Annotated in this window: 15 protein-coding genes and 1 tRNA gene; 4 read left to right on the forward strand and 12 right to left on the reverse strand. The window is 71.3% G+C overall.

All coding sequences use genetic code 11. From position 1 onward, the window contains the following. Positions 1–26: 26 nt before the first annotated feature. The 3 genes from ABEB17_RS00355 to ABEB17_RS00365 all read right to left on the reverse strand — a co-directional run bounded on the left by ABEB17_RS00355 (position 27) and on the right by ABEB17_RS00365 (position 3027). A complete protein-coding gene (locus ABEB17_RS00355) occupies positions 27–998 on the reverse strand; it encodes an ABC transporter substrate-binding protein (RefSeq protein WP_345714568.1) in 972 nt (323 codons plus the stop codon). An 83-nt stretch (positions 999–1081) separates the two neighbouring features. After that, the gene (locus ABEB17_RS00360) at positions 1082–2251 is read right to left on the reverse strand and encodes an ABC transporter permease (protein WP_345714569.1); all 1170 of its coding nucleotides are present in this window, start codon (positions 2249–2251) and stop codon (positions 1082–1084) included. Beyond that, positions 2251–3027 (reverse strand): ATP-binding cassette domain-containing protein, encoded by a 777-nt coding sequence (locus tag ABEB17_RS00365; protein WP_345714570.1) that lies wholly within the window; start codon positions 3025–3027, stop codon positions 2251–2253. The genes ABEB17_RS00360 and ABEB17_RS00365 overlap by 1 nt, the downstream gene beginning before the upstream one ends. Between ABEB17_RS00365 and ABEB17_RS00370 the strand changes: the two genes are divergently transcribed. The 3 genes from ABEB17_RS00370 (at position 3011) to ABEB17_RS00380 (ending at position 5089) form a co-directional block, all read left to right on the forward strand. Further along, complete coding sequence (locus tag ABEB17_RS00370) at positions 3011–3151, forward strand: hypothetical protein (protein ID WP_345714571.1); 141 nt, start codon at positions 3011–3013, stop codon at positions 3149–3151. The genes ABEB17_RS00365 and ABEB17_RS00370 overlap by 17 nt on opposite strands. A 180-nt stretch (positions 3152–3331) precedes the next feature. After that, positions 3332–4060, forward strand: coding sequence for an SDR family oxidoreductase (locus ABEB17_RS00375; RefSeq protein WP_345714572.1), 729 nt, complete (start codon positions 3332–3334; stop codon positions 4058–4060). A 36-nt stretch (positions 4061–4096) separates the two neighbouring features. Continuing rightward, positions 4097–5089 carry a LacI family DNA-binding transcriptional regulator gene (locus ABEB17_RS00380; protein ID WP_345714573.1) on the forward strand — a complete coding sequence of 331 codons (993 nt, stop codon included), beginning with the start codon at positions 4097–4099 and terminating at the stop codon, positions 5087–5089. On the opposite strand, the gene ABEB17_RS00385 is transcribed toward ABEB17_RS00380, so the two are convergent. The 6 genes from ABEB17_RS00385 to ABEB17_RS00410 all read right to left on the reverse strand — a co-directional run bounded on the left by ABEB17_RS00385 (position 5040) and on the right by ABEB17_RS00410 (position 11307). Further along, positions 5040–6041 carry a LacI family DNA-binding transcriptional regulator gene (locus ABEB17_RS00385; RefSeq protein WP_345714574.1) on the reverse strand — a complete coding sequence of 334 codons (1002 nt, stop codon included), beginning with the start codon at positions 6039–6041 and terminating at the stop codon, positions 5040–5042. The two genes, ABEB17_RS00380 and ABEB17_RS00385, sit on opposite strands and share 50 nt — an antisense overlap. Positions 6042–6101: 60 nt before the next feature. Further along, complete coding sequence (locus tag ABEB17_RS00390) at positions 6102–6659, reverse strand: P-loop nucleotide/nucleoside kinase family protein (protein ID WP_345714575.1); 558 nt, start codon at positions 6657–6659, stop codon at positions 6102–6104. After that, on the reverse strand, positions 6656–7552 hold the full coding sequence (locus tag ABEB17_RS00395) for a tagatose-bisphosphate aldolase (RefSeq protein WP_345714576.1): 897 nt from the start codon (positions 7550–7552) through the stop codon (positions 6656–6658). The genes ABEB17_RS00390 and ABEB17_RS00395 overlap by 4 nt, the downstream gene beginning before the upstream one ends. 17 nt (positions 7553–7569) lie before the next feature. Next, positions 7570–8937 (reverse strand): FGGY-family carbohydrate kinase, encoded by a 1368-nt coding sequence (locus ABEB17_RS00400; RefSeq protein ID WP_345714577.1) that lies wholly within the window; start codon positions 8935–8937, stop codon positions 7570–7572. 167 nt (positions 8938–9104) lie between these two features. After that, the gene (locus ABEB17_RS00405) at positions 9105–10193 is read right to left on the reverse strand and encodes a fatty acid desaturase family protein (protein ID WP_345714578.1); all 1089 of its coding nucleotides are present in this window, start codon (positions 10191–10193) and stop codon (positions 9105–9107) included. Between the two features lie 13 nt (positions 10194–10206). Beyond that, the gene (locus tag ABEB17_RS00410; protein WP_345714579.1) at positions 10207–11307 is read right to left on the reverse strand and encodes a ferredoxin reductase; all 1101 of its coding nucleotides are present in this window, start codon (positions 11305–11307) and stop codon (positions 10207–10209) included. A gap of 81 nt (positions 11308–11388) precedes the next feature. Between ABEB17_RS00410 and ABEB17_RS00415 the strand changes: the two genes are divergently transcribed. Further along, positions 11389–12630, forward strand: a complete 1242-nt coding sequence (locus ABEB17_RS00415) for a PucR family transcriptional regulator (protein ID WP_345714580.1) — start codon at positions 11389–11391, stop codon at positions 12628–12630. Between the two features lie 5 nt (positions 12631–12635). On the opposite strand, the gene bglX is transcribed toward ABEB17_RS00415, so the two are convergent. The 3 genes from bglX to ABEB17_RS00430 all read right to left on the reverse strand — a co-directional run bounded on the left by bglX (position 12636) and on the right by ABEB17_RS00430 (position 15263). Continuing rightward, the gene (bglX, locus tag ABEB17_RS00420) at positions 12636–14870 is read right to left on the reverse strand and encodes a beta-glucosidase BglX (protein WP_345714581.1); all 2235 of its coding nucleotides are present in this window, start codon (positions 14868–14870) and stop codon (positions 12636–12638) included. A gap of 116 nt (positions 14871–14986) precedes the next feature. Beyond that, entirely contained in the window at positions 14987–15109 is a 123-nt protein-coding gene (locus ABEB17_RS00425) for a hypothetical protein (RefSeq protein ID WP_345714582.1), read from the reverse strand. Between the two features lie 80 nt (positions 15110–15189). Continuing rightward, positions 15190–15263, reverse strand: a tRNA-Ile gene (locus ABEB17_RS00430). Positions 15264–15367 lie beyond the last annotated feature (104 nt).

The raw sequence follows: 15367 nt of genomic DNA on the forward strand, positions 1-15367 counted from the left end.
CGCGTGCCGCTTCACCGAAGGTCCGTTCAGCAGCTGGACTTGTACAGGTACTGGGCGCCCTCACCGTCGACGTTGTCCTTGGTGACGATGTGGAACCCGGTCTGGATCTTCGCCTCGGTCGCGCCGCCGGTCAGGGAGGCGACCGCCTGGTCCACGCCGTCGACGCCGATCTGGTACGGGTCCTGGGCGATGAGCGCCTGGACGGTGCCGTCCTTCAGCTGGCCGACCTGGTCCGGACCGGCATCGAAGCCGATGACCTTGACCTGGTCCTGCTTGTTGGCCTGCCGGACGCCGGTGGCCGTACCGGCCGCGGAGAAGGTGTTGGTGGCGAAGACGCCCACGATGTCAGGGTCCTTGGCCAGCGCTGCCGTGATCAGCCGGGCGGCCGTCGCGGTGTCGTTGTGGCTGTACTGGACGCCGAGGTAGTTGAACTTGGAGTCGGCCTTGGCCGCCGTCTCGAAACCCTTGACCCGGGCGTCCACGGTGGAGATGCCGGGGTCGGTCGACATGATGAGGATCTTGCCGCCATTGGGGTTCAGGTCGGAGATGGCCTTGAACGCGGCCGCCCCACCACCCTCGTTGTCGGAGGCGATCTGGGAGACCGCGAACGACGGGTCGTTGACGGTGGTGTCGACGAGCACGACCTTGATCTTCTGCGACGCGGCGGCCTGCAGCGGTGCCTGCATGGCCGAGACGTCCGTGGGGGCGATCAGGATCGCGTCGGGCTTGCTGGCCACGACGGAGTCGACGATCGGCTTCTGCAGCGTCGGGTCGAACTTCGCCGGTCCCTGGGTGTTGACCGTGACGCCCTTCTTCTTCGCCTCGGCCTCGATGCCGCACTGCATGGTGACGTAGAACTCGTCACCGGCGACGCCCTGGATGAAGCTGAGCTTCTTGGCGCCGCTCGAGCCCGCGCTGTCGCTGTCGTTCCCGCCGCACGCACTGAGCGCCACGGCGCTCACGACGAGCAGCGGCACGAGCTTGGTGGTGGTCTTCATGATGTGCTTCCTCCGGGGTGTCGGGTGGTGCGCGCCGGTGGCGCCGTCGGGGTGACTGGTTCGGTGCAGCTGCGACGGCGTTCTCACGCGGACCGTCGGAACAGGTGTGCGAGCGAGCGCTTGCCAGTGCCAGAGGCACGGGAGGCGGCCGCCCGGCGGCGCTGGTCGATGTAGACCGCGACGACGAGGACGGCGCCGACAGCGACCTGCTGCCAGAAGGGCTGGACGCCGGTGATCACGAAGCCGTTCTGCAGGATCGCCGGGATGAACAGGCCGACGACCGTGCCGAAGATGGTGCCGATGCCGCCGAACAGGCTCGTCCCGCCGATGACGACGGCCGCGATGACCGCCAGGCTGGTGTTGGACTGACCGGCGATCGCGGTCGTCGAGTACTGGGCGAGGGACAGGATGCCCGCGACGCCGGCCATCGCGCCGGACAGGGCGTAGATCAGGATCAGGTGCTTGTCGACCTTGACGCCGACCCGTCGCGCCGACTCCTCGTTGGAGCCGACGGCGTAGGTGTACAGGCCGAACTTCGTCTTGTGCAGGATGATCCCGAAGACGATGACGAAGACCAGGGCGATGACCGAGATGGTCGGGATGGTCGTCCCGGGGATGTTCCCGTAGCCGATGTTGGTGGCCAGGACCGACGGCACCTCGCGGATGTCGACGCCGTCGGTGATCACCTGGGCCAGACCAAGCGCCCCGCTCAGGGTGCCGAGCGTCACGATCAGCGGCGGCACCTTCGCCTTGGCGATGAGGTACCCGTTCAGGACGCCCCACAGGATCCCGCAGATGACGGACAGGACGATGCCCAGGATGGCCGTCCCCCACCCGTCGCCACCGGAGGCCTGCATCGCCTTCGCGGCGACGACGCCGGAGAACACGAGCACCGAGCCGATGGACAGGTCGATGCCGCTGGTGATGATCACGTAGGTCATGCCGACGCCGAGCACCGCGAGGATCGAGACGTTCTGGATCACCAGTCGCATGTTCGCCCAGGTGGGGAACGTGTCCGGGGCGAGCGCCGCGAAGATCAGGAAGATCGCGAACAGGACGAGCAGGATCTGGAACGACTGGACCTTGACGACCCGGCCCAGCAGGCCGCGCACACCCCCGCTGGTGTCGTGCGAGGACAGGGCGGCGTCGGGGCTGACCGCCGCCTCGCTGCGGGGCTCACCCGAGGGCTGTGCGTCCGCGGGGGCCCCGACGGCGTCGGCGGTCGCGTTCTTGGCCGGCATGCTGTCGCTCATCACTTGGCTCCTGCGTCTAGGGCCCCGGTCATGGCGCCGACGAGCTGCTCGACGCTGGTGTCCTTGGCTTGGAAGGTGGCCACCCGCCGGCCGAGCCGCAGGACCTGCACGCGGTCCGACACCTCGATCACGTGCGGCATGGAGTGGCTGATGAAGACGACGCCGACGCCCTTGTCGCGAACCCGGCGGATCGTCTCCAGCACGTTCTTGGTCTGCACCACGCCGAGGGCAGCGGTGGGCTCGTCGAGGAACACGACGCCCTTGGCCCACGCGACGGCGCGGGCGATGGCGATCGCCTGGCGCTGACCACCCGACATGCTGCCGACCGGGCTGGTGAAGCTGCGGACCGTCGCGCCGAGCTCGTCGAACGCCACCTTCGACTTGGCCCGCATCGTCTTGTTGTCCAGGAACCCGAAGTGACCGAGGAACCCGGGAGCCGGGATCTCGCGGCCCAGGTACATGTTCTGCGGCGGGGTGAGGTGCGGGGCGAGGGCCAGGTCCTGGAAGACGGTCTCGATCCCCAGGTGGCTGGCCACGCTCGGCGAGCTGAGGTCGACCTCGGTGCCGTTGAAGAGGATGGATCCGGCGTCCAGGGCCAGGTTGCCCGACATCGCCTTCACCATCGTGGACTTGCCGGCGCCGTTGTCACCGATCAGGGCGACCACCTCGCCGGCGTGCACGTCGAAGTCGGCCCCGTCGAGGGCTCGCACGGCTCCGAAGCTGCGGGTGATCCCGCGGGCCTCGAGAATGGGAGTGGACGTGCTCGTCGACGTCATCGTCAGCGCTCCTTCGATGGGTGGGACGGTTCAGATCCGGGAAGGGCACCAGCCGGGCGACTGGATCACCGGGCTGCGAGTGGCCTCGAACGGGCTCGAGGTCGATCCGTCGGTATCGAGTTGACGAGGAACCTATTCCTCCATGTCACCGGTGTCAAGGGTTTCTGTCACCGGTGACATAAATATCGATGTCACCGGTGACATGACGGTCGCTTCTGGGCTACATTGACGGCGTCCGACAAGGCCGGCAGCTGCGCGGCGCAGTCCCCGAGCAGGCCTTCCACCGCAAGCTGAGGATGCTCCCATGACGGATTTCGACGGCCGAACGATCCTGGTGACCGGCGCCAGCGGAGGCATCGGAGGAGCCACCGTCCGCCATCTCGTGCGGGCTGGTGCGGACGTCGTCGCGAGCGGCCGTTCCTCGGACGGGCTCGAGGCCATCGCCGCCGAGACCGGCGCCCGGACGCTCCCGTTCGACCTCACGTCGGAGGACAGCGTGCGCGACGCCCTGGACGGGCTCGACGTGTGGGGAGTGGTGAACTGCGGCGGCTGGGGCGGCGAGATCGCCACGCCGATGGACACCGACATCGACGTGTTCGACCAGGTCATCGCGATCAACGCCCGGGGCACGCTGCTGGTCACCAAGTACGTGTCGCGCTCGATGATCCGGCTCGGCCGCGGCGGCTCGATCGTCAACGTGTCCAGCCAGGCCGGCCTCGTCGCCCTGTCCGGTCACATCTCGTACGGGTCGTCCAAGGCGGCGGTGGACAACATCACCCGGGTCAGCGCCCTCGAGCTGGGTCGGTACGACATCCGGGTCAACAGCGTGAACCCGACCGTGGTGATGACCCCCATGTCGGCCTGGTACTGGGGCCGCCCGGAGATCGAGGGCCCGTTCCTGGAGGCGATGCCGCTCGGCCGGTGGGCCACCGAGGACGAGATCGCCGCGCCGATCACGTTCCTGCTCAGTGACGCCGCGTCGATGATCTCCGGCGTCTGCCTGCCGATCGACGGTGGCTACACCGCCCGCTGACCACACGCTCCGCACCACCGGGAAGGGGGACCGAGGATGGCGACCATGCGGGACGTGGCGGCCCTCGCAGGGGTCAGCGCGAAGACCGTCTCCCGGGTGTTCAACGACGACCCGCACGTACGCCCCGAGACGAAGGAGCGGGTCGACTCGGCGCTGCGCGAGCTCAGCTACGTGCCGAACACGCTCGCCACCACCTTCCGGTCCGGGCGCGCACCGGTCATCGGGGTCGCCGTCCCGGACATCGCCGACCCGTTCTTCGGCGCCATCGCCAAGGCGATCGAGACGTTGGCGGCGCAGCACGACATGTCCGTCGTCATCACCAGCCTGGGGGACGACGGGACGCGCGAACCGCGGATCGTGCAGTCGCTGCTGCGGCAGGCACTGAGCGGCCTGATCATCGCGCCGCTCTCGCACGACCAGTCGTACCTGGGCTCGTGGACCGATCGCACGCCACTGGTGTTCGTCGACCGTCAGCCCACCGGCGTGCTCGCCGACTCATTCACCGAGGACGACCACGCCGGCGCCCACCAGGCCACGACGCACCTGGTCGGGCACGGCCACGTCCGGATCGGCTTCGTCGGCGACGACGCGAGCATCCCGACGACGAGCGGCCGGCTCGCCGGCTACCGGGCCGCGCTCGACGAGGCAGGAATCGAGGCCGATGACGACCTCGTCGCGCTCGGCGCCTTCGACCGGGCGTCCGCTGCCGCGGCCTGCACGGCGCTCGCGGGGCTGGCCGACGGACCCACGGCGCTGTTCTCCTCCAACGCCCGGGCCACGATGAGCCTGGTCCCCCTCATCCGGACCGGCGGGCTCACTGTCGCGGGCTTCGGTGACTTCCCGATGGCGGACATGCTCACGCCCGCCATCACGGTCGTCGACCAGGACCCCGCCGCCCTGGGAACCCTTGCCGCCCAACGGGTGCTCGACCGGCTGGCCCACCCGCAGCGCCGGTACCGGCGCCGGACCGTGCTGCCCGTCAGGCTGGTCGAGCGTGAGTCATGCCGGAGTCGCGCACCACGAGGCTGACCGGCAGGACGGTCCGCCGGCGCATCCGGCGGTCCGGTGACTCGATCCGCGCGAAGAGCCGCTCCGCCGCGAAGCGCCCGACCCCCGCCGGGTCCTGGTCGATCACGGTGACCGGTGGGGTCAGCGACTCCGCCATCGGGAAGTCGCCGAAACTGACCAGCCCGACGTCCTGCCAGTACAGCCGGCGCAGCGCCGGGACGACGTCCAGCGTGCAGCGCGCGTTGGAGGAGAAGATGGCGGTGGGCGGATCGGGGAGGGACCGCAAGGCCTGCAGCGCAGAGTCCACGGCCTGCGGGTCGGTCGCGCCGAGGTACACGAGCGCCTCGTCGGCCAGCGCCCCCGCCGAGCTCAGCGCGGCCCGGTAGCCCTCGAGCCGCAGCGCGGTCGTGCGGAACCGGTAGTCGTCCCCGATGAACGCGATCCGCCGGTGACCCAGCTCCAGCAGGTGCGCGGTCGCGACCTCGCCGCCGCCGCGGTCGTCCTCGATCACCGAGTCCGCGACGAGCCGGCCGGGGGTCCGGTCGATGAACACCATGGCCGTCCGCGACTGCCAGGGCCGCAGGTAGGACTGGTCAGGGCCGACGGGGCACGTGATGAGCCCCACGATCTGGCGCTTCAGCAGGTTCTCGACGGCCTCCTGCTCGTGCGCCGCCTCGTTGCCGAGGCTGCTCACGATGACCCCGATGTGCCGCGCCTTGGCCTCGGCCTCCACCGCGCGGATGATCTGGGCGAAGAACGGGTCGGCGACGTCGGGCACGGCGACCCCGATGGCCGCCTCACGACCGGCCCGGAAGCTGACCGCCAGCGAGTTGGGGACGTACTGGAGCTCCTTGACAGAGGCCTGCACCCGCTCGCGCACCTGGTCGCGGACGTAGCCCTCGTTGCGCAGCACCCGAGAGACGGTCTTGGTGCTGACGCCGGCGTGCAGCGCGACGTCGCGCATCGTGACCATGGATGGACTCTCCCTCCGACCGGGTGGCTCAGGGACACTATGACACCGATGCCAGAGCCCTCAGGGCAGCATCTGCTGAATCGCCTCGGCGATCTCGCCCGGCGACCGGGCGGCGTCGGCGCGAAGGTGCGGGACGTCCGGCGGCGCCAGGTCCACCGCGACCGCGCCAGGTGCTCGTTCGGCCTTCCAGGCGTCACGGTCGGCGCCGCGCCGGCGCAGCCGTTCCGCGACCGCAGGGGCATCGACGTCCAGCCACACCAGGGACGGCGTCCCCCCGGCGGCGCGAAGGCGGGCCTCGAGCGCCGCCCAGGCCGCGCCGTGCCGGCGCTCCGTCGTGAACGGCGCGACGAGGACGACGCTCAGGCCCAGCCGCAGGTTCTCCACCGCGACCGAGACGATCGCCTCGTACCGGGCCCGTCGGGTGAGCTGGGCCAGCCGCGGGTCGTCGAGGTCGCGCACGCCTACCTGGTCGGCGACCACCGCCGTCAGGTCGGCGGTCGCGGTGTCCAGGTCGAGCAGCGCCGCGGAGAGCCGCCGGGCGAGCACGGCGCCCACCGTGCTCTTCCCGGCCCCCGGCGCACCCGTCACGAGGACGGCGCGGACGACCGGCTCAGTCACCCTGCTCGCGGACCCTCGACGGCCGCCGCGAGCTCGCGCAGGCGGGGCAGGGCCCGGGTGGTCAGCAGGTCCTCCCGGGTCTCGGGCGACACCGCGAGGCTGTCCTTCCACAGCGAGCGGCCCGCCATCGCCCCGCTGGCGCCGTTGGCGACGGCGATCGCCACCTGCTTGATGAACGTCTCGTGGTCGACGCCGGCCGAGAGCACGGCCCACGGCACGCCTGCGGCAGCCGCCGTGACGGCAGCGCTGGCCTCGGCCGAGCCGGGGTACGGAAGCTTCAGCACCTTGGCGCCGCACTCGACGCTGATGCGCGCGGCGTCGGCCACCAGCTGCGGGAACGCCGCCTGGTAGTCGGCCTCGCTCTCACCCTCGAGCCGGTAGGTGAGGATCTCGACGATGAGCAGCAGCCCCTCGGCCTCGCAGGCCTTCACCAGGTCGCGGATCTCGTCGCCCACCCGGGACTGGGCGTCCTGCTTGTCCGGCCGCAGGTACCAGAGCATCTTGGCGACGTCGCCGCCGAGCTCGCGCACCGTCCGGGCGGTCACTCCCTCGACGAAGTGCGTGTACTTCAGGCCGTCGACCGTCTCGAAGCCCGAGGCGTCCATGCCGACGACGAGAGCCGTTCCGCGGGCGAGCGTCCCGTCGTCCACCAGGGCGGGCAGCGCGACCTCCGGGTCGAGCAGGATCGCCGGCGCCTCGTTGCCCAGGTACCGCACGAGGTCGGACTTCGCGGCCGCGAGCTGCTCCAGCGTCACGGAGCCGGGCCCGTCCGGCGCGTCGGTCATCACGGCCTTCATCCCGTTGCGCTGGTCAGCGGCGACGATCAGCATCCGTCCCGAGTCGGTCGAGATGGCGGCCATGGCCCGTCGCTCGAGCGTCGTGAGTTCGTTCATTGCGGTTCTCCGATTCATCAGGTGTTCGAGCAGGTGCTCGTGGTCTGGAGGAGGCCCAGGGCGAACATCGCCGCTCCGTAGGCCGTGTCCTGCGCGCGGTCGGACACGATCAGTCCGGGCAGGACGGTGCTGCGTGCGCGCTGCACGCTCTTCATCGCGGCCCAGCCGCCGGTGAGCAGCGTCGAGCGGGCGGGCGGGATCTCGGCGTCCATGGCCTCGATGAGCAGCTGGACCTCGTCGTTGCCGTGTCGCAGGACGGCGTTGAACAGCTCCGCGCTGGTGACGCCGTCACCGCGGACGGTCAGGGACAGCACGCCGTCGTCGTTGCGAGCACCGCGGACGTCGACGGCGCCGTCGCCGAGCTCGCCGTCGAGCGGGAGCGCGGAGGCCTCCCGGTCCAGCCGGTCGCGGCCCTCGTGGTCGGAGATCCCGGACAGCAGCAGGGCGCGGCGCATCAGCAGCCCCGTCTTCACGCCGGCGACGACCACCGTCTTGCCTGGCACGACATGGCGCACGCAGTTGATCAGGTGGTCGGCCAGCCGGGCCCGGGCCGCGAACGGCAGCGGCTCGTCCAGGACGCGCAGCAGCACCTCGGCCGTGCCCATCGAGACGTGGTAGCGGTCGTCAGGGATCGCGCCGGCGGAGACCGCCGAGACCAGGTGGTCGTGGCCGGCCACCGTGACCCGCGCACCGTCGAAGCCAGCGGGGACCCAGTCCGCGTCGGCGACGCCGAGGTTGGCGCCCGCCTCGACGAGCGGGGGCAGCAGGTCGGCACCGACTCCGAGGTGCTCGAGGAGCTCGGGCCAGGGCTGCCCGGTGTCCTGGTCGATCAGGCCGGTCCGTGAGGTGAGCGAGTACTCGCTGACCTCGTCCGCCCCGAGGGCCGCGGCGACGAACTCGGGAAGGTTGAACCAGCGCAGGCCGCGCAGGTCCAGGCCCGCGTCCCGCAGGTGGAGCAGCTTCGCGACCGAGACCTGGGCGCCGGCGGGCAGCCCCGTCCGGCCGGCGAACTGGGCCCGGAGGACGATCGGCAGCGCGTCGATCTGGTCGACCCCGCGCGGGTCGAACCAGGCGAAGCCCGGCGCGACGGCCTGCCCCCGACGATCCACCAGGAAGCCGGTCTCCCCCATGCCCGACACGGCCAGGGCGGCAACGGACGCGTCGGCTTCGCCCGGGCTCTTGCGCAGCTGCGCGGCGGCGGCAGTGAGCAGCTGGCGCACGCTGTCGACGAGGCTCGTGGCGTCGATCTCCGTGGTCCCGTTGGCACCCTGGCGCCACGGCGTCGGGCACTGCCGGACGAGCACCTCCGCGCCGTCCTCGTCCACGACGAGCACCTTGAGCCCGGTGCTGCCCAGGTCCAGACCCGCGACCAGTCGACGACTCACGATCCCTGCACCGCTTCCTCCTGTGTGCGATTGATCCCGTTGCGCCAGAGCGGGTCCTGCTCCGTGAGCGGTCGCTTGCCGCTCGAGGTTCGAACTTTCTGACACCGGTGTCACATTGGCCACCATGGTACGCAGGGGAAGGCAGGGGTTGTCAATCGTCCGGAGGGCTACCGGTTGGGCAGGGCGAGGCGGATGACCTTGGACCAGGCCGACGCGACCTGCTTCGGCAGCGGGCCGGTCGTGTAGGTCAGGCCGTACTCCTCGAAGATGCCCTGCACCTGCGGCGCGATCTCCTGGTAGCGGTTGCTCGGCAGGTCGGGGAACAGGTGGTGCTCGATCTGGTACGAGAGGTTGCCCGTCATGATGTGCATCGCCCGGCCGCCGGAGATGTTCGCCGAGCCGAGCATCTGGCGCAGGTACCACTCGCCGCGGGTCTCGCCATCGATCGAGTGCCGCTCGAAGGTCTGCACACCCTCGGGGAAGTGCCCGCACATGATCACCGAGTGGGTCCACAGGTTGCGGACGAGGTTGGCCGTCGCGTTGGCGCCCAACGTGTGCAGGAACGACGGGCCGGACAGCAGCGGGTGCACGACGTAGTCCTTGGTGACCTGGCTGCGGATCTTCTTCAGCACCTGGCGGGTCCGGGCCTTGAACTCCGGGCTCTGCCGGCGCTTCTTCGAGCGCAGGTTCTTGCCCAGCTCGAGGTCGTACGCCGCGATGCCGTACTCGAAGAAGCAGGCGTTGAGGAAGTTCCACAGCGGCTGGGCAAGGTAGATCGGGTACCAGCGCTGGTCCTCGTCGACCCGCATGATGCCGTAGCCCAGGTCGTTGTCCCGGCCGATCACGTTGGTGTACGTGTGGTGCAGCTCGTTGTGCGAGTGCTTCCACTGCTCGGACGGCGAGGCGTTGTCCCACTCCCAGGTGGTGGAGTGGATCTTGGGGTCACGCATCCAGTCCCACTGGCCGTGCATGACGTTGTGGCCGATCTCCATGTTCTCCAGGATCTTGGCCACCGACAGTCCCACCGTGCCGACGAACCAGGCGGGCGGGAACAGCGAGAACAGCAGCACCCCGCGGCTGGAGAGCTCGAGCTTGCGCTGCACGTCGATCACCCGTCGGATGTACGCCGCGTCGCTGGCGCCGCGGGCGGCGACGACGTCCGCGCGGATCGCGTCGAGCCGCCGGCCGATCTCCTCGACGTCCTCGGCGGTCAGGTGCGCGACCGGGCTCACGGCCTTGCTCTGCATCACGGTCATGGTTGGTCCTCCGTCACAGGTCGATGTCGCAGGCCCCGGCCGCAGCCGAGACGCAGGTCTGGATGAGCACGCCGTCACCGGGCGCGGCGGTGGTCAGGTCGCCGGAGCGCAGGTCGCGCACCGTCCCCTCGCGCAGCGGCAGGACGCACGAGTAGCAGATCCCCATCCGGCAACCCGAGGGCATCAGCAGGCCGGCCTGCTCGCCGGCGTCCAGGATCGGGGTGGCGCCGTCCACCTCGAGTACGGTCCCGCTGCCGCTGAAGGTCAGCGTGCCGCCGTCCCCCGGTGCGGCGAGCGCGGTACGGAACCGCTCGGTGTGCAGCTGGTCCGGGCCGAGGGTCGACCAGTGATCCTCGATCGCGTCGAGCAGCCCGGCCGGGCCGCACGCCCACGTCTGCCGTTCGGCGAGGTCGGGGACCAGGGCCGCCAGCTCGGCGACGTCCAGCCGGCCGTGCTCGTCGGTGTGCTGCTCCACCAGCCGCAGCCGCCCCGCATCGGCGAGGGACCGCAGCTCGGCGCCGAAGATCACGGCGTCCGCGCTGGCCTCGGAGTGCACGAGCACCACGTCGTCCAGCCGGTCGAGGCCGGCGCGCAGCATCCCCATCACGGGGGTGATGCCGCTGCCGCCGGTGATGAACAGGACCTTGCCCGGCGCCGGGTCGGGCAGCACGAAGTCGCCGAGGGCCTGGTCGATCTGCACCAGCTGGCCCGGTCGCAGGTGCTGGGCCAGGTGGGCGCTGACCAGGCCGTCCGGCACGGCCCGCGCGGTGATCGTGATGAGGCCGTCGGCGGAGCCGGGCACGGAGGTGAGCGAGTACGAGCGCCACAGCCGGACGCCGTCCACGTCGAGCCCCACCCGGACGTACTGGCCGGGCCGGTGACCGCGCCAGGCGGCCCCTGGCTGGAGCACGACGGTCACGGCGTCCGCGGTCTCGGGACGGACCTCGACGACGCGGGCGCGCAGGTCCGCTCCGGCGCGCAGCGGTCGGAACATGTCGAGGTAGTCCGCCGGGGTACGTGGGTACGCCGCGGCCTCCGCCACCCGCCAGAGCCGGTCGCGCAAGCCGCGTCGCGGTCCGCCGGCGGCACCGGGGTCACGCAAGAGAGTGGCCATGTACCTAGGGTGCGCCCCGCTGCGAGTAAGTTCATGACCGCAGGAAGTGAATCAACGGCTCAAAACTGTGCGGAGCGAACAATGAGTGAGAACGACGCGTCCCAGCAGCCCAGCCACACCGCACGTGGCGCGGCCGAGCTCGAGCTCGGCCAGGACACGCTCGACCTCCTGCGGTCCCGACTTGCCGCGGTCGCCGAGGACACGGTCCGGGCGATCACGGAGGAGGTGCCTGGGTACGCCGGCGCGTTCACCGGTCCGATGGGCGCCACCATCCAGGCCGCGGTGCAGCTCGCACTCGGCGGGTTCCTGAACCTGGCCGGGCAGCCGCGGGCCGGTGACCCCGGTACGCCGATGGCACCGGCCCTCGAGGGCGCCTACGCACTGGGCCGAGGTGAGGCGCGCGGAGGGCGCAGCATGGACGCCCTGCTCGCCGCCTATCGGGTCGGCGCCCGCGTCGCCTGGCGCGACCTGTCGGCGACCGCCGTCGACGCGGGCCTGCCGGCCGGCACCGTCTCGAAGTTCGCCGGCCTCGTGTTCGCCTACATCGACGAGCTGTCCGCCGCCAGCGTCGCGGGCCACACCGACGAGCTGGCGACCACGGGGCGGGTTCGACAGCGGTACCTGCAGCGCCTCGGCCACAGCCTGCTGCGTGGCGACCCGGTCGACCGCCTGGCCGCCGCGGCCGAGCGCGCTGACTGGGCACCCCCGCGCACGCTCACGGCCGTCGTCCTGCCGGCTGGGCGGGTCCGCACCCTGCTGACCGCCCTCGATCCGCGCACCCTGCGCCCGGACGAGGACCTGCCCGACCTCCAGGCGGACGAGGACGAGTCCGAGCTCGGCGTCCTGCTCGTGCCGGACGCCGACGGGCCGCGTCGGCGCGCGCTCCTGCGCACCCTGCAGGGCCACGACGCCACCGCCGGACCGGCCCGACCGTGGGCCGACGTCCGGGAGTCGTACCTGCGGGTGCTGCGCGCCCGACGGCTCGGCCTCATCGATCAGCCCGGCCAGGGCGAGGCAGCGGTCGACACCGAGCAGCACCTCGCCGCGCTCGTCGTGAGCAGCGACCCCGCGGCGCTGGCCGACCTGCGCCGCCGCGCCCTCGCGCCGCTGGACGGCGTGCGACCGAGCACCGCCGAGCGGCTCGCCGAGACGCTCCGCGAGTGGTTGCTGCACCAGGGTCGGCGGGACGACGTCGCAGCGGTGCTGCACGTGCACCCGCAGACCGTCCGCTACCGCATGGGCCAGATCCGCGAGCTCTACGGTGACCGGCTCCAGGACCCGGACGTCGTCCTCGACCTCACCGTCGCGCTGGCGCGCGGCTGAGGTCGCTAGTCCTCGGTGACCGTGAGCTCTCCGACCAGCGGGGCGTCCGAGTCGCCGCCGACCCAGATGTCGAAGGTCGTGGGCTCGCCCACCCAGTCCCGGACGGCGGCGTTCCAGTACCGCCGCTCGTCCGGGCCGACCGTGAACTGGACCGTGCGGGACTGCCCCGCCTCGAGGCGGATGCGCTGGAAGCCCTTGAGCTCGCGGACCGGGCGGGAAGCGGACCCGTACCGCTGGTGCAGGTAGAGCTGCACCACCTCGTCGCCCGCGCGCTCCCCCGTGTTGGTGACGTCGACCGACACCGTGACCGTGCCCTGCGTCGGCACCGTCGGCGGATCCACGACCAGGGCGCTGTACTCGATCCGGCCGTAGCCGAGCCCGAAACCGAACGGGAACAGGGGGGTGCTGACCTCGTCCCAGTAGCGCTGCGCCTGCTTCTCCGGCTCGTGGGACCTGGAGTGGGAGTAGATCATCGGCACCTGCCCGACCGTCCGCGGCCAGGTGAACGGCAGCTTGCCGCCGGGCGCGACGTCGCCGAAGAGCAGGTTCGCCACGGCCTCGCCGCCGCGGGTTCCGGGGTACCAGATGTCCAGGATCGACGGCACGTGCTCCGCGGCCCACCGCAGGTCGAGCGGACGCCCGTTCATCACGAGGAGCACCACGGGCGTGCCGGTCCCGACCACGGCCTGCAGCAGCTCGAGCTGGCGTCCGGGCAGGTCCAGCGACGACCGCGAGGCCGCTTCGCCGATCATGTTCTGCCACTCGCCGACCACCACGACCGCGACGTCGGCGGCGGCGGCCAGGTCGACGGCCCGGCGGAGCTCGGCCTCCTCGTCGAAGCCCTCGGGGTCCTGCGGCCGGTTCCGCCCGAACATGTCGAACATCGAGGCGAACTCGCGCTGGACGACCGGCACACCCTGGGCGTAGTCGACCCGAAGTGCGTCGCCCGCTCGGGCGCGCAGGCCGTCGAGCACCGTGACCGTCTCGTCCAGGTCGAAGTCGAACACCCACGGCCCGAGGATGTCGCGACGGGAATCGGCCAACGGCCCGATCACGGCCACCGAGCCGAGGGTGCTGATGTCGAGCGGCAGGAGGTCACCCTCGTTCCGCAGCAGGACCGCGGAACGCTCCGCCGCCGTGCGGGCCACGTCCCGGTGCGCGGGATCGGCGAGCACCTCACGCGCGCGGTCCTCGTCGACGTACGGGTCGTCCAGCAGACCCAGCCGGATCTTGGCCTCGAGCACCCGCCGGACGCTGGCGTCCACGGCCTGCGCGCTCGCCGCACCGGAGTCGAGCGCCTCGGGCAGGTGCGCGAACGCCGGGTCCGCGATCGCCATCTCCAGGTCCACCCCGACGTTCACCGCCCGTGCCGCCGCATCGGGCAGGTCGACCGCGAAGCGGTGGTTGACCAGGCTCCGCACGACGTTCGCGTCGCTGACGACGAAACCCTCGAAGCCCCAGGTCTCCCGCAGCACCTCGGTGAACAGCCAGTGGTTGCCGCCGGCCGGGATCCCGTTCAGCGGCATGTACGCGGTCATCACGTTGCCGGCACCGGCCGCGACCGCGGCGGCGAACGGCGGGAGGTACACGTTCCACAGCTCGGAGTCGGAGAGGTTGACCTCGTCGTAGTCCCGGCCGCCGAGCGCGGCGCCGTAGCCGGCGAAGTGCTTCGGACCAGCGATGACCCGCTCGGGGGCGCCGAGCTCCGTGCCCTGGAACCCCCGCACCTGGGCGGCCGCCACCGCCGCGCCCAGGAACGGGTCCTCGCCGGCGCCCTCGACCATCCGGCCCCACCGCGGGTCGCGGGCGATGTCCACCATGGGTGCAAAGGTCCAGTGGATGCCGACGGCGCGGGCCTCACGGGCAGCCACGGCCTGCCCTCGTTCCACGGTCTCCGGGTCCCAGGAGGCCGCCATCGCAATCGGCACCGGCAAGATCGTGCGGAGCCCGTGGATGACGTCGAAACCGAACAGCACCGGGATGCCGAGGCGGTTGCCCTGCACGGCCATCCGCTGCAGCCGGTTGATCTCGGCCGGATCAGTGACAAAGAGCAGCGAGCTCGCCCCGCCGGCCCGCAGCGCCGACTCCACCATCAACGGCTGGGCGTCCGCCTCGAAGCCGGCGGGCGGCTCAGCCCCGGCGGGCAGCCGGAAGTAGAAGTACTGGGTGAGCTGAGCCGCCTTCTCGGTCGGCGTCATCTGGGCGACGAGCGCGTCCACCCGTGACTCGATGGATCCCATTCCGCGTCTTCCCTTCGGTGGGCAGTGCCATCGTCACCTCACCACGGGAGCCCTTCGTCCCGGAACCCCGGCGTGCTGGCGAGCCCTCTTCGGCCGATCACGCGGTCTCCGCAGCGCTAGCTCGCACCATGGGGTCGCCGGTGCATCGCATCCAGGCGCTCGCAGCCGCCGAGGAAACCAGCGATCACGGTGCCGGCAGCGAACCACAGCATCGCGAGGATGATCAGGATCAAGATCACGAGGCCGACCCTAGGGGCGCAGCGACAGAATGCACGCCGACGCGCCGCAGCCGGAGGCGCCGTCCTCGCGGTTTCTCGGGTGGGGCGGGTGGGGCTCGAACCCACGACCGACGGATTATGAGTCCGCTGCTCTGACCGGCTGAGCTACCGCCCCGTCAACTACAAGAGCCCAGGTCAGACGGCGTCAACCCACCGCGACGACCCAGGTCAACCACACGAGCGGCCTCCCTGGTCCGCAGGTAGTCCGCACCGGCCCGG

This window comes from Angustibacter luteus (assembly GCF_039541115.1).
GTDB lineage: Bacteria > Actinomycetota > Actinomycetes > Actinomycetales > Angustibacteraceae > Angustibacter > Angustibacter luteus.

What these genes read in the sequence shown, in the direction of transcription:
- ABEB17_RS00385 (WP_345714574.1), bottom strand. Translation starts at nt 6,041, where the DNA reads ATGGTCACGATGCGCGACGTCGCGCTGCACGCCGGCGTCAGCACCAAG.
- ABEB17_RS00405 (WP_345714578.1), bottom strand. Translation starts at nt 10,193, where the DNA reads ATGACCGTGATGCAGAGCAAGGCCGTGAGCCCGGTCGCGCACCTGACC.
- bglX (WP_345714581.1), bottom strand. Translation starts at nt 14,870, where the DNA reads ATGGGATCCATCGAGTCACGGGTGGACGCGCTCGTCGCCCAGATGACG.
- ABEB17_RS00410 (WP_345714579.1), bottom strand. Translation starts at nt 11,307, where the DNA reads ATGGCCACTCTCTTGCGTGACCCCGGTGCCGCCGGCGGACCGCGACGC.
- ABEB17_RS00395 (WP_345714576.1), bottom strand. Translation starts at nt 7,552, where the DNA reads ATGAACGAACTCACGACGCTCGAGCGACGGGCCATGGCCGCCATCTCG.
- ABEB17_RS00375 (WP_345714572.1), top strand. Translation starts at nt 3,332, where the DNA reads ATGACGGATTTCGACGGCCGAACGATCCTGGTGACCGGCGCCAGCGGA.
- ABEB17_RS00360 (WP_345714569.1), bottom strand. Translation starts at nt 2,251, where the DNA reads ATGAGCGACAGCATGCCGGCCAAGAACGCGACCGCCGACGCCGTCGGG.
- ABEB17_RS00365 (WP_345714570.1), bottom strand. Translation starts at nt 3,027, where the DNA reads ATGACGTCGACGAGCACGTCCACTCCCATTCTCGAGGCCCGCGGGATC.
- ABEB17_RS00380 (WP_345714573.1), top strand. Translation starts at nt 4,097, where the DNA reads ATGGCGACCATGCGGGACGTGGCGGCCCTCGCAGGGGTCAGCGCGAAG.
- ABEB17_RS00415 (WP_345714580.1), top strand. Translation starts at nt 11,389, where the DNA reads ATGAGTGAGAACGACGCGTCCCAGCAGCCCAGCCACACCGCACGTGGC.
- ABEB17_RS00355 (WP_345714568.1), bottom strand. Translation starts at nt 998, where the DNA reads ATGAAGACCACCACCAAGCTCGTGCCGCTGCTCGTCGTGAGCGCCGTG.